The organism is Deltaproteobacteria bacterium (assembly GCA_018668695.1).
In the GTDB taxonomy this organism is placed as follows: domain Bacteria; phylum Myxococcota; class XYA12-FULL-58-9; order XYA12-FULL-58-9; family JABJBS01; genus JABJBS01.
The window spans coordinates 1-14386 of the sequence record JABJBS010000192.1; the positions used below are offsets into that span (position 1 = coordinate 1).

The window sequence follows — 14386 nt, forward strand, 5'->3', positions numbered from 1 at the left end:
TGAGCATCCGGCACGCCGCTTCGTTAAAGGCTTCACGGTCGCCTCGGTGCGTGGCTACATGCAGTTTACGGGCGTATTCTAAGCGCTCATTTTCAATGGGCTGCACACAACCAAAATCGACAAAACCCACCCCACCATCTTCTTGGAAAAAGTAGTTTCCAGGGTGTGGATCGGCATTGAACAACCCGCCCAGCAAATTGGCTCGGTAAACAAAACGCCAGAGAGTTTCGGCCCACTGTTTACGCAACTGCGGCGAGGCTTTACGAGCATCTTCAAAAGATAAGCCTTCAATCCACTCGGTCGTAAACACGCGCTTTGAAGACCGTTCATCCACGACCTTTGGAATGCGGATCCATGGATCATCTTTATGAACATCCTGAAACAGCTTCTGCCGGCTTGCCTCCAATTCGTAGTCAAGTTCCTCACGAAACCGTGTTTTCACTTCTTCAGTTAAACGCTTAGAGTCAAACTTAGCCGTGCCCATGAGGCTCAATATGGCCTCAATCACATTCGCATTTTGCAAATCGGCGTCCATGGCCTCAACGATTCCCGGATGCTGTACTTTGACAGCGACCACCCGTCCGTCTGCCAATTTGGCTTTATGAACCTGACCAATGGATGCACTTGCGACCGGCTTATCTTCCCACTCGGTAAACAACTCGGAAACCGGAGCCCCCAACTGCTCTTCAACAAGTTGGCGGATGGCTTGAGGATCAGATTGTGGCGCAGCCGACTGAAGCTTGGCCATTGTTTGCTCGAAAGCGTCGCGATGCTCGGGAGGAATTAGACCATCTACATAGCTCATCATCTGGCCAATTTTCGTAGCCACTCCACGAAGCTGCCCCAGCATTTCCGTTGTTTTTAGAGCACTCTGACGAGCATCTTTTGAAAGCAATAATGTAGCACCGGTCCGGGCCCCGGCTCTTGCGAGTTTTGCAAGCCGGCCAAAACGGCCAAGAGGGATATCAGATGGATCAGAAATAGCGGCCTCCTACATCAAGCCTTTGAAAAATCGAGTTGCTTAAACAGGACCTTCGTCCAACGGCTTAACGGGTAGAGCTGCATCTTGGCTAATCGTCGTGCCCACGTGCTGAGCCAGCACTCGCATCGTCAATTCGACCAACATCTTTTGCCCGGCGAAATCGACCTGTTTCAAGGCCCAATACTCCGGGTTGTCCTGAGAGGCAGCTATCGCCGCAAAAATATCGCCGCCTAGCTCGCGTACGGTTCGCGACTTCTCCGAATCAGCACTCATGGCCCCGCTCCAAACCCTTGTTCTTAAACGTCAATTAGGTACTTCCTTCTTAGAAATATCACCCTCTGAATGAAACAGCCAGACGCTAGGCGCAGTCACAAGTGAAGAGATCAAAAGCGGCTTGCATGGTAGCAATCAGCCGCGGAATCACATATCAAGGCGGCAGATAAACAACCTGAGAGATATCATGAGCTTACCCGATTCTCCCGCCTACCCCGCAGCCAAAGAACTGGCGCAGTCATGGCAGACCCAAGTTGAGGCCGACCTTAAAGGGGCAGACTTTACCAAACGTCTCGTCACCCAAACCTACGACGGTATTGCCATTGCTCCGCTCTACAACCCGCTGCCCGGCGAAACGGTAGATGATGTAGGTGGAATGCCCGGGACGTTTCCCCACACACGCGGCGACGAGCCATTATCTACGAGCCGATCCGGATGGGAAATTCAACAAACCTACGCGCTCAACACACCCAATCTCAACGACGCCGTTTTACGCGACCTTGGTAAAGGGGTTGCATCGGTTCACTTGATCGCGAGTAACGATGCATCCAGCTTGGATAACGCCAGCGCCGCATTGCAAGGCGTTCACCTCAACATGGCGAGTGTGTACTTAAGCGGAGGGCGCCACGCCGAGCAATCATCGAAAGTCCTCTCCAAAATTCTTCGCACCCACGCCGAAGATGCAACTGGAAGCTTTATGCAAGACCCCATTGGCGGGTTTGCTCAAGGTCACCCTATGGCCGGCTCTGCGGAGCAGGCATTGGCTCGGCTTGGTCAACTTTCAAAGATGAACCAATCTGAATTTCCTAAAATGCGAACTGTCAGTGTTTCAACAGAGCCCTACCATGCTGCGGGGGCAAGTGACGCGCAGTGCCTCGCCTATGCCATCGCTTCCGGGCTGAGTTATCTACGTGCCATGGAAACAGAAGGTTTGAATATTAGCGAAGCAGCTTCCCAAATTGGATTTCACCTAGCACTCGATGCACGGTTCTTTGCGGGTATCTCTACCATCCGAGCTCTTCGAACTCTCTGGTCTAAGATAACCGATGCATGTGGAACGGCTGCCGGTGCGTGGATTCGAGTGCATCCAGCAAGGCGTATCCTTACCAAACGGGACCCTTGGGTGAATCAGCTTCGAAACACAGCGACCACCTTTGCTGGCTCTGTCGCTGGCGCCAATGCCATCACCACGCTGCCTTGGGATTCTACCCTTCGTCCGGCCGATGACTTCGGTCGGCGCGTAGCTCGTAATACTCAGCTGGTGCTCGAAAAAGAATCTCATCTCAATCGCGTGATCGATCCTGCTGGCGGGTCCTACTTCATCGAGGAGCTTACCGCTCAGCTTTGTGAAAAAGCATGGTCCATTTTTCAATCCGTAGAAGCACAAGGTGGCATGATTGCAGCACTGCGAAATGGCGCCATTCAATCGGATATCGAAGCTGTTTATAAAGCCCGATCTGCTTCACTTGCCAAACGCAAACAAGCGATTACTGGGGTTAATCAGTTCCCCAACCTCGATGAGGCTGCACTTGATCCCTTGCCGGAAATGCAACCGCCAGCAGCTACGCCCGGCTCTGAAACGATTGTTGCATTGCCTGTGAGACCCGATGCTCAAGCATTCGAAGAGCTTAGAGACTTAAGCGACGCCTTCATGGCACGACAGGGAAAGCGGCCTGCCCTCTTCTCGGCAAACCTGGGAACCATTGCACAGCATACCGGCCGAGCTACTTTCAGCGCGAACCTGTTTGCTTGTGGCGGTGTTGAGAGCATTGCTGGAGTAGGCAGTGTCTCACCTGAAGAACTCGTAACCGCGTACAAACAGTCAGGCACCTCAGTGGCTGTTATCTGCGGCAGCGACGCTTTGTATGAGCAACACGCAACACAAGTTGCATCGGCGCTACGTGATGCCGGAGCCAAGTGGATTGTGCTTGCCGGGCGCCCCGGTAAAAGTGAAGCTGACCTTCGCGAAGCCGGTGTTCAAGACTTTATCTACCTAGGATGCAACGCATTGGATGCTCTCGCCCGGGTGTGGAAGCAGTGGGAGGCAGTATCATGAGCCAAATACCCGACTTTACCCAAGTACCCTGGCAAGCCAAGGGCAACCCCAATCTAGATGCGTGGCAACAACAAGCCAGCAAACAAATGGGCCATGCTCCAGATGCATCCAGCTGGCTCACGCCTGAACAGATTGGGATTAAGCCACTCTACAGCGCAGCCGACCTCCAAGGGCTCGACCATCTCGGTACAGTTCCTGGTGCCCCCCCATACCTACGCGGTCCCTACTCCAGCATGTATGTCATGCGCCCCTGGACAGTCCGACAATATGCAGGGTTCTCAACCGCAGAGCAGTCCAATGCATTTTATAGGAAGAACCTTGCTGCTGGCCAAAAGGGCCTGAGTATAGCCTTCGACCTTGCCACCCACCGAGGTTACGACTCCGACCACCCACGGGTGAAGGGGGACGTGGGCATGGCCGGTGTGGCCATCGATAGCATTCTCGATATGCGAATCCTTTTCGACAAGATACCTTTGGATCAGATGTCGGTTTCGATGACGATGAACGGAGCCGTACTCCCCATCATGGCGCTCTATATTGTGGCGGCCGAGGAACAAGGCGTAGCTCCTAAGGACCTCGCAGGAACCATTCAAAACGGTATCCTCAAAGAGTTCATGGTGCGTAACACCTACATTTATCCGCCGTCCCCAAGCATGCGAGCCATCGCTGATATCTTTGGTTACACCAGCCAGCATATGCCACGCTTTAACAGCATCAGCATCAGCGGCTACCATATGCAAGAAGCAGGAGCCACGGCCGATCTTGAGCTGGCTTATACGCTTTCAGATGGTTTGGAGTATGTTCGCACGGGCGTTCAAGCCGGTCTCGATGTAGATGCTTTCTGCCCACGGCTCTCATTCTTTTGGGCCATTGGCATGAACTTCTTCATGGAGGTTGCCAAACTTCGAGCCGGAAGAATCTTATGGAGCCGGCTCATCTCAGGATTTAACCCTAAGAATAAGAAGAGCCTCTCCCTTCGTACCCACAGCCAAACCAGTGGCTGGAGCCTTACTGCCCAAGACGTTTACAACAACGTCAGCCGAACCTGTATCGAAGCAATGGCTGCAACCCAAGGTCACACCCAAAGCCTACATACCAATGCACTCGACGAAGCACTGGCTTTACCAACCGATTTCTCGGCTCGTATTGCTCGTAACACTCAGCTTTTTCTCCAACAAGAAACCGACACATGCGTATCGGCAGATCCTTGGGGCGGAAGTTACTACGTAGAAAAACTAACCCACGACCTCGTTCAAAAAGCATGGTCGCATATGCAAGAGGTTGAAGAACTCGGTGGCATGGCTAAGGCCATCACTCAAGGTCTTCCGAAAATGCGAATTGAGGAAGCGGCTGCCCGGACTCAAGCTCGAATCGACTCAGGCGCTCAAACCGTCATGGGTATCAATGCTTTCGCGCTCGAAGAAGAAGAGCGAGTGGATGTACGTCAAGTAGACAATTCCGCCGTACTCGCAGCTCAACTCGCTCGTCTCAAGAAGCTTCGTGCTGAACGTGACCCGAAAGCGGCAGACACTGCCCTGCACAACCTCACCCAGGCCGCAGAACGTAAAGAAGGCAATCTTCTCGACCTGAGCGTGCAAGCCGCTCGCGCACGTTGTACAGTAGGAGAGATTAGCGACTCACTCGAAAAGGTATTCGGACGCCACAAAGCGACCATTCATGCCATTCGGGGTGTTTACAACAAAGAACTCAGTGCCGGTGGTTACGACATGGAGCCCATCCAAAAAGCCATTGAAAAATTCGAAAGACTCGAAGGCCGTCGTCCACGGGTTTTGTTGGCTAAAATGGGTCAAGATGGTCACGACCGCGGACAGAAGGTGATTGCCACAGCCTTCGCCGACGCTGGTTTCGATGTAGACATTGGTCCTTTATTCCAAACACCGGAAGAGACCGCACGCCAAGCCGTCGAAAACGATGTTCACGTAGTGGGCGTAAGCTCTTTAGCAGCCGGTCACCTTACCCTGGTACCCGAGCTGCTCTCAGAGCTAACCAAGCTTGGGCGTGCAGACATCCTCATCGTTGTAGGTGGCGTGATTCCTCCGCAAGATTACGAAGCACTTTTCGCAGCCGGAGCGAGTGCTATTTTTGGGCCCGGTACCGTGATTCCAAAGGCCGCCATCGAGCTTCTCGAGAAACTCGAAGAACGGCTCGGGCTCCAAGAAGGCGATAGCTAAATGACACCGCGGCGCCCCAAACTAAGCCTCGAAGAACTACGAGACGGGGTACTATCGGGCAACCGTGGCATTCTTGCCCGAGCGATTACTCTGATGGAGTCGTCACGGCCCGCAGATCAAACGAGAGCCTCCAACCTACTCACAGAACTTATGCCTCATACGGGCAACTCCATGAGAGTTGGCATCACTGGTGTACCAGGCGTTGGTAAAAGCACCTTTATAGAAACCCTTGGCGGGCATCTAACAAGTCAGGGGCGCAGAGTCGCGGTGCTTGCAGTAGACCCATCCAGTGCGAAGTCTGGCGGCAGTATTCTTGGCGACAAAACCCGAATGGATACTTTGAGCATCGATGCCAATGCATTTATTCGTCCATCCCCCGCCTCTGGTACTTTAGGTGGTGTGGCGAGCAAAACCCGAGAGGCGATTCTCTGCTGTGAAGCAGCCGGTTTCGATACAGTGCTCGTTGAAACTGTGGGAGTTGGTCAATCCGAGCTCGTTGTAGCCGATATGACCGATTTCTTTTTGGTCCTGATGCTGGCCGGAGCCGGCGACGAACTTCAAGGGATCAAACGCGGCCTTATGGAGCTGGCTGATATGCTTGTGGTCAACAAAGCCGATGGCGACATGCAAGCCAAAGCCAACCGAGCCGCGCAAACCTACCGCAGTGCCTTGGCACTTCTCCACACCGGAGAAAACGGCTGGAAGCCGCCCGTCCTTACCTGCAGCGCCTTAAACAACATCGGTGTAGATGGTGTTTGGGATAAGGTCACGGAACATCACGACCAAGCGCTCGAAAACAAGACTCTGCATACGCGGCGAACCGAGCAACAGCTCAAGTGGTTATGGTCCATGGTAAACGACGAACTTCAAACTTCGTTAAAAAGCCACCCGTCCATGCAGCAAAAAGTTGCCCAAGTTGAAGATGCAGTTCGCTCAGCAAAAACACCACCAACCCGGGCTGCCAGAGAGCTTCTCAGCGCTTTCTACCATGAACTTGCTCTTCAATCTTGATTCGATTGAGCCACTGCCTGTGGGTAGCGCTGTTTACTCAGCCACCAAGCAGTCATCCATTGGGGATTCATTGTTCCGTCCCTCGTAAATAGCCAGCCCATTGAAAACGGCAGGGGGCGGCGCGCATCCTTTCTGTAGTCATTAAAAATAATTTCTCTTCTCATTTCGGGCTCATCTAGCCAGGTCTCGGTTACTTGCACCAGACGGCGCTTTGCATCGTAAAACAAATGAATACGCTCCAAATATCCGACCAACTTCGTTGGCAGACCGTTTTCCCAAACGACCTCGTACTCATGCTCCTCCCAAGGGTCACGGGTATGAATCTTTTGAAGAAAACCTTCCCGGTATTCAAACCTATGCTGAAAATGCTCCGTATCAATCTGAACCATCTCTCCCTTCAAATTGTGATGTACGGCTTGAATGCCGAGTTGACCCCATTGTTGTTGAGCTGTTAATTCAGGCCAATAGGCACGAAAACTCTCAATCTCCATTCGCCTCTCACTGTGCCAACCCTCTTCAAACTTCAATGAGCATTCTGTACGCGATACAAGTTCGTCCTCCACATAAAGCGTTTCCTCCCAATGGGTAGTGCCAACCATACCCCACGAAATTGCTCCAATAATCAATACACCTGTGAACATCTGCTGCCTCCTTGCTTCTTTTCACTTGCTCAAGAGGCAATCCACGTGCCAATAAAAACACTCAACCTTTTCAAGGCGAAGGAATGCGGAATGTCGCAACCGGTACAAACTGACACACCTGAGCCAGCCTCCCTGCAACATGCTTCATGGCATTCCAGTCTGGGAACGCTATTGGCCACACGACTCGCGCCAGGAACCTGCCTCAAAAGTGCACTGGAAGAGGCGGTACAGACTCACTCTCTTAAGGCCGCGGCCGTGTTATCATGTGTGGGTAGCCTGCAAAGTGCTCATCTTCGACTTGCTGGAGCCAAAGAGACACAAAGATTTCAAGGTCCATTCGAGATAGTTTCTTTAGTGGGCACGCTTTCCCCCGATGGTGTCCACATCCATATCAGTATCGCTGATGCCAAAGGAGAAGTCATAGGCGGTCATCTGCTCGCCGGAAACATCATCCACACCACGGCGGAGCTGGTTCTTATGATCTGTGATGCTCTCACATTCAGCCGCCCTCTTGATCCTCTAACCGGATACGGTGAACTCGAAATAGGTAAGCACCCATCATGAGCGAATCAACCAACTATAACCTCAAACCTATCGGCTATATTCAATCGCCCTTTAAAGAGAAATTTGGAATTCCTCGTCAACCCGGACTTGCCCCAAACGCCAATGCTGTTTTGGTACTGGTTCATCCTTTCAACCGGATAGAAAGTGTCCGCGGCCTTGATGAGTTCACTCACATTTGGATTTCTTTTCTTTTCCATGGTGTAGATGAAGAGAACTTTCGCCCCATGGTTCGCCCACCTCGGCTCGGTGGCAACCAGCGGCTTGGGGTTTTCGCCACACGTTCCACTCACCGGCCAAACCGACTGGGCCTTAGCGCCGTTAAACTCGATAGAATTGATACCAGTGACGGCGTAAAGCTTTTTCTCTCAGGTGTCGACCTTCTCGACGAGACACCCGTCTTCGATATCAAACCCTACCTACCATGGTCAGATAGCCTGCCCGATGCTCAGGCTGGTTTTGCGCAAGAAGCGCCCAATCCAAAGCTTGAAGTCCTATTTTCGGATGAATCGAATACGTTTTTAGAAATGCTCGGAGAGCGCTCAGGCAATAAACTTCAAGCACTCGTTGAAGAAGTCGTCTCGCTAGATCCCAGACCAGCCTATATTCAGGACCAAGACTCGGAGAGATCCTTTGGCTGCAAACTCAAACGCTACAATATCATCTGGACAGTCACCGCTGGAGTCGCAACCATTGAATCCATTGAAACCCTATGATGCCCCATCTTCTTCGGGTTCAGGCGGTGTTTCCATAACACCACTCTGAGTCGAATCACCGAGAAACGTAATAAGCTCAGGCGTGATAAATGAGTTTCGACCGCGCTTGGCTTCAGAGGTAAGCTTCTTAACAGCTCCATCTCGAAGCGCTCGCGCCAGAACGGTAGCCGTTCCATCCACATCGCCGGTACGAAACTGATGGGCAACCGCTTCGGGTGAAAGCCCCTCGAAAAACTTCTTGTACTCTTCTTTAATCTCAGCGGGCGTACCACCATTTTTAGCGACATCAACCAGCCGCAGAACCAAGGCTTCACCGGCTCCCTCGGCTGCTTTCTCCAGCATCTTCAATCCGGCTTTCGGGATATCTTTATAGTGATAGTACTTAACATTCCCTACGATGCTATGCACCGCACGGCAGCCACTGGCCACCAAAGGATCCATCGGCACTGTACCTAAAACGGAGTCCAGAAGAATATTTTCGGCATCCTTTTCAATTCGGTCCACAAACGGAACATGGCTATTGTACTGCGCCTTCAGCTCAGAGCTACTCCAGCCCTGCTTTGCCACAATACGCATGGCCGCTTCGTTATCGTGGGTCCACAAACGAGCCAAACCAAATGTAATAACCTTAAGCAACGTTTGCCACCAGCTGCCCGCATCTAAGAAACGCTCTAATTTTCCGTCGGTATAAAGCTGGTCAAAGAAAAGTCTCAAATCACCTGCATTCATCCCGGTTACCAACGCGGCAACCAGTTCTTCTTCTTGTCGCCAGAAGAAATTATTATCAACGATTTGTCCAGCCAGCCGTGCCCTGGTTTGAGGCCTTAGGTCCGAGCTTTTTACAAGTTCTAAAAATCTCGCATATTGCTTGCTATCAATCTTCGAACACACTTCATTGAGTTCGTCTCCACTCATCCAGCCAAATACATCCTCTAAGCGAGAAGTCGACTTACCCTGCAGCTGAGAAAAAGCACCGTTGTAACCCAGGCTATCCAGTGAGGATGAAAATCTCGCTGGGTCCTTTTTAATAAGGGCCTTTAAGAAATCAACATCTTGCTTGAAAGATGGGGTCGCCAATAAATTAGCCTTCAAACTTTTACCGTCGGTTCGCTCGAGCCCATGCTTACGGTCTGAATCGATATCAGCAAATACACGCTTAAACTTTGCCTTACGGTTGGAGGGCACTTTCTCTAAAAACGCTTCACGGTCTGCAGTAGCTATCCCCGCTAAGAGGCTGTCGAGCACCATCACCTTAGGTACATCAAATGAAACAGGCTGCCGAAACCGCAGAGCATCTGCCAGCTCAACAAATCCGGACGCATTCCCATCACGCAGTAAACGAATCATATCGTTTACCTTCGCGTTTGGAAGCGTTGGTATATCGAGCCTGCCGGTTGGAGCACTGTTGGCCATCGCCAATTCGGCTTCGCGAACCATGGAAGCTGTGACCACACCCTCACCCAGAGACTTACGAGCCGTCCCGATAAATGTTTTGGGAACTGCACCCGTTCGCTCAAAATAAGATACGGCTGCAGTTGAAGCGCTTCCGGCCAAGGTTTTATACTTGATGCCTTCCGCTTCACGGGCCGCGGCTAAATCGCGGTCGATACTTGGGTCGCCGCCCACTGACCCGGAGATTTTTGATTTCTCAATAACTTCAAGCGCAGCGATTTCGCCCTTCGCCTGAACTTCATCTTCAAGCTCGCCCACTAAAACTCGGTTAACCGAGGTGATGTTTTCTACTGCCTTCTGAATTGCTTTGTCATCGAGTTCATCGGCTTCCATTGCTTTTCTAAATTGGTTCACTGCCTCTACTGCCGATTGCGCAAGCTCCGGCTCGCTTGCCGCAAGCTTATTGGCCAACATCGCTGTGCTGTCGATGATAGAGTCTGCGGCCTGAAGATTTCGGTATATTGGCATCTTATCGAAAATGTTTTTGAACTTGCCTCTCAAGAGCGTCATGTCCGGATTTGATTTATTCAGCTCTCTCTCAGTCGTCATTCGCAAAATAGACAATTCAGTACCAAGTGGACCAGGCAAGACAGACTCAATGGTTTCAACAGATGGTATTGAGTCCATATAGGCTCGCGCCATGCCTATATCGCCCTCAATGACGTCCATAAGCTTTGGAGCCGTTTCATCCATGAGCGCCAGCTCCTGGCGAAGCACTCGCATCGAACGGTCAATCACAAAAAGATCTGGCGACGGGGAGTTTAATTCGCCTCGAACCTTACCCAAAAGGTTGCCGATACGCAGCCGTGTTTCTGAATCCAGCGCAACACCGTAGCGCTTAAGTTGGGCCATGGCCATCTGCGCAAAGCCTGTAGCATAAAGGAGTTCGGAGCTTCTTCCATCTTGAATATACGTAAACCGAATTGGAGTTTCATCTTCACGCAGCGCTGTAAGACGCATTTCAACCGCACGCTGCTCAACTGGCACCAGCATCGCAAGAGCGGCGTAAGCACTCATTCTATCTTTGCAGTCACCTAGAAAATCTCGAATGTCTTGTGCAACGACTTTTTCTTTTTCCGGTGTATCCGCAGCCTGCATTTTTCCACGCAGCGACTTGATATTGTCTACCAAGTAGCGCGCTGTTTTTAAGCTGCGCTCGGCCTTATGAAAGTCGTACATCAAGGCGGGACCACCGGATACATCAATGCGCTCCCCGCGGCGTTCAATACTTCGGTCCGCGCCAGGAAGAGCCCACTCCGGCATGGTTTCTTTTGATTCACCGCTTAGATTTGTGAATATCTCCCCGATGGCCATGTAGAGGTCGTCCTCATGCGTATCATCGTCGAGAAGGCTCCTTAGACCTTTTTCGCCAAGCCAAACATGCAAGTGTGCGGTGGTTCTTCCATATTCCTTGGGTACATTAAAAAGCCTATCAATGAGGCCTATACTGTCATCCGGAACATCTCGAAAATCACCTTGCTCCAAAGCTTCTCGGCATCTATCCGCGAGCTGCCCTTCACTTAAGGCATCGAGAATACCCATATAATTTTGCATTTCATCATGGTTCGTCCACTTCTCCGTAAGATTCTCGACAACGAAATCCGCAGAGAAGTTCTCGTCAGATCCAAAAAACAGCGCCTCTTGAGATTTCCCTTTCGGCGTGTGCACCCGAAGGTCATGGCCGCTTACTTCAACATCGCCAAAGAGCCCTTTGTATTCATAATCAAACGACTCAATGGCTGTTTTCGTCCGGCCTAGCTCTGGCGTATAGGCATCAATCGTCTTCGAACCCACAGAGCGCCGACGAGCAAACTCTACAAATGGCAATCGCAGTTCGATTGAATCGCTAACAACCCGCTCACTTGCAGTGACTTCCTCATTGACTCGCACCCCAGAAGCGCGAACGAGTGCCAGTTGCTGGCACAATCTTAAGTCGCCTCGGATGGCCATATTGTAAGCAAGCCGAGAGACCTTCCCTGCCTCGATTTTCAGGGGCTGCCCTGGTTTACGGTCATTGCGCAGCTCTTCCGGAACCATATCCGCACGCGGTAAAGTTACAATATTCGTCGCATTGAAATTGAAATCGAGATTCGTATCAAAATCTTTCTTAAGCTTAATACCCTTGCGAGCTTCAAAAGCAGCGGAGCCATACTGAGTAACGAGATGGTTCATCGCGCCAGTGCCCACACCTTCGGCCAAGTTTTTATTGAGCAAACGCATGTAGCCGGACATCGAAGAGGCCAAGGCTTTTTCAGCGTCATTTTCTAGCTGACTTTCAAACGCAGACGGGTCACCGCCATCTGCTACATAATCCACGAAGCCTCGCAGAATATTCACCAAAACTTCTTGTTCCACCTCGGCGCCAGCAAAAGCTTTTAAATGAATGCCAGCTTCCACCGATTTATCATTGCCAATAACAAGTCGCGCCTTGCCGTCTCCATGATTGGTCACGCTCATATTGAACGCGCCGCCCATCGCTACAAATGCACCGGCCTCGACACTTGCACCAACGTTTACCAACTTGCTAAGCGGTGGCACGTTGTTAAGAGCTGGTACCGATACACCTAGGCCCAATGCTGCATCCAATCGAATATTTGCATCGCCTTTTATGCTAAAGCTTGCGCCCTCTTCCATCTTCTCGAAATTCTCGGCTTTAAGTGGCATCCGCATAAGTCTTTTGGCTTGGTCATCTACCCTTTTCACCGCGTCCATACTCGGTGATTCAAAATAAACCAGTCGCTCCATACCAAAGGTCAAACTTTGATTCGCTTCAAAACCAAAATTGGCCATCAACCCTGTTGCGCCCAGAGGAATGGAATGACCCAAATCTACCCCAAACTTCTCACCAAGCTCGCCCTTCACCCAAACCGGAAGTCCGCCGGGGTACTCGGCGCGATACTTTTCAATCGCCAACAAGCGAGGGTCATTATCTGGGATATCGCGCTCACGTGTTTTCTGGCCGCTGATAGAAAACTCTAAGCCTATCGTTCGGCCCTCTTCTGCAGAGATGGGTATCGATTTCTTGCCTTCTATTTTTTTATGAACGAGATCGCTTCCTGCTTTTTGCAGAATCTTGGTAATCCAGTTGCCAACGCCTGCGCCAGCCTTCTTGAACCAGTTGTCCCCTTTTGAGAATACGGGTTGGTAGTCTGTACCTCGTAAGATGCTTCCAATATAGCCGGGCTGTTCGCGTTTTTTTCGAACCTTAGCTTCGGCAAAATCAAACACATCTGAAATCGTCCGGTTATCGGTTTTAAGGGTTGAATCACTTGATAATGCACCGGCGACACCTTCAGGCTTAACATCTGAACCAGGCTTTATCGTGATATCTTCGTTGCTGCTTTCAGGAATACCTCTTGGGGTCATGGCCGCGACCACGTCCTTGGCAACATTCTCGCTATCCTTAGTTCCTATAATATCCTTAACACTTGGCCAGGACACTTTCCGACCGGAACCTTGGTCTACCTTCTCTTGCTCGAAGGCGGCCTTCACAAACCCAACCAAGGCATCCCCTAAATTCGATAGGCCTCCATCTGAATCAACAAAGGACTCTTGGGATAATAAACTCTCGGTCGCCGATGCGTGATAGCGCTTTTCGCCAGTTCCAAAATCAATCTGACCATCCTTCTCAAGATCGAAACTCGTGAGTTGCCCTTCAACTCCAAGCTTTCGTGCTTGTCTAGCCAAGGTACCATCTTCGTTCAAAACTGGATGGTCCACATGCAAGCTGCCTCCAGTTCTTAGAGTAGCTGCTTTGAAAGTCTCAACACCGGTTTGCGTAAGTAGAAAACAAGTGCGAGCAGAACTCTCTGCAATGCGCTCAATATCGTCTTTTGTTAACGGTCCGGCACCGGCCAGGTTATATTTCTTACCACCGGTCTCAATTTGAAACTCTACGCGTTCGGCGTTTAGGTCAGTGGGTAGCTTGGTAATGGAATAGCTGAAGCCGCTCATCGTCGGGTCAAAGGCTGGTGTTATTTCTACATCCTGGGCGGCTCCCACCGTCAACAGAGACCGATTGAGTTCCTCGGGTACTTTTGCGAGGTCGTTGGCATGAGCACGCCCCGTTGGTCGATCGGTGTTAGGTTGCTCGAGACCATCGGCAGGAGACCTCATGGTTTGGGGCTTAGCTTTTCCTGCCCAGCGAGCCGCCATATCCCGTACAAAGCCGTCGGTCTTCGCTGCTAATTCCGAAAAGTCGTCTTTGTTCAAATTTTGAGGTGGAGTCTCGGCCGGCTTTTTCTCGAGTTCAGCGACACGACGTGCCACCAGTCCGTCTTCAATGGTGTCGCGGCCTTTGTCGGAGGCTTTACCGTCTGCTGACCCATCATCGGTATGGGCGGTACCGTCTTCAAATTTACGAATCAGGTCACGGACGTTCGAACCGCCCCCCACTTTATCTGCCATTTTTCAACTCCGGCTCAGCAACAACCAATGAGGCCATCGCTCTAGATATTGAACCACCGCTTACCGGTCACTGGCAAATGGAGATCTCGTAGAAT

Annotated in this window: 9 protein-coding genes; 5 read left to right on the forward strand and 4 right to left on the reverse strand. The window is 51.2% G+C overall.

The features are described from left to right. The coding region (locus HOK28_10040) for an AarF/ABC1/UbiB kinase family protein (GenBank protein ID MBT6433421.1) at positions 1–829 on the reverse strand (829 nt) is incomplete at its 3' end. 192 nt (positions 830–1021) lie between these two features. Then, positions 1022–1255 carry a hypothetical protein gene (locus HOK28_10045; protein ID MBT6433422.1) on the reverse strand — a complete coding sequence of 78 codons (234 nt, stop codon included), beginning with the start codon at positions 1253–1255 and terminating at the stop codon, positions 1022–1024. A gap of 187 nt (positions 1256–1442) precedes the next feature. On the opposite strand from HOK28_10045, the gene HOK28_10050 reads away from it, so the two are divergent. From HOK28_10050 to meaB, 3 genes are read left to right on the forward strand one after another with little or no spacing between them, the layout of a single operon-like run. Beyond that, positions 1443–3311 (forward strand): methylmalonyl-CoA mutase small subunit, encoded by a 1869-nt coding sequence (locus tag HOK28_10050; protein ID MBT6433423.1) that lies wholly within the window; start codon positions 1443–1445, stop codon positions 3309–3311. Further along, positions 3308–5503: a methylmalonyl-CoA mutase gene (gene scpA / locus HOK28_10055; protein MBT6433424.1), complete on the forward strand. Its 2196-nt coding sequence runs from the start codon at positions 3308–3310 to the stop codon at positions 5501–5503. Before HOK28_10050 ends, scpA begins: the two co-directional genes overlap by 4 nt. Beyond that, positions 5504–6514, forward strand: coding sequence for a methylmalonyl Co-A mutase-associated GTPase MeaB (gene meaB, locus HOK28_10060; GenBank protein ID MBT6433425.1), 1011 nt, complete (start codon positions 5504–5506; stop codon positions 6512–6514). On the opposite strand, the gene HOK28_10065 is transcribed toward meaB, so the two are convergent. After that, positions 6505–7155, reverse strand: coding sequence for a hypothetical protein (locus HOK28_10065; GenBank protein ID MBT6433426.1), 651 nt, complete (start codon positions 7153–7155; stop codon positions 6505–6507). The two genes, meaB and HOK28_10065, sit on opposite strands and share 10 nt — an antisense overlap. Before the next feature lie 159 nt (positions 7156–7314). On the opposite strand from HOK28_10065, the gene HOK28_10070 reads away from it, so the two are divergent. Together HOK28_10070 and tsaA are read left to right on the forward strand one after the other, a co-directional pair. Beyond that, the gene (locus tag HOK28_10070) at positions 7315–7719 is read left to right on the forward strand and encodes a DNA-binding protein (protein MBT6433427.1); all 405 of its coding nucleotides are present in this window, start codon (positions 7315–7317) and stop codon (positions 7717–7719) included. After that, positions 7716–8432, forward strand: a complete 717-nt coding sequence (gene tsaA, locus HOK28_10075; GenBank protein MBT6433428.1) for a tRNA (N6-threonylcarbamoyladenosine(37)-N6)-methyltransferase TrmO — start codon at positions 7716–7718, stop codon at positions 8430–8432. Before HOK28_10070 ends, tsaA begins: the two co-directional genes overlap by 4 nt. Here tsaA and HOK28_10080 read toward each other — a convergent pair. Then, on the reverse strand, positions 8427–14291 hold the full coding sequence (locus HOK28_10080) for a hypothetical protein (protein ID MBT6433429.1): 5865 nt from the start codon (positions 14289–14291) through the stop codon (positions 8427–8429). The two genes, tsaA and HOK28_10080, sit on opposite strands and share 6 nt — an antisense overlap. Positions 14292–14386 lie beyond the last annotated feature (95 nt).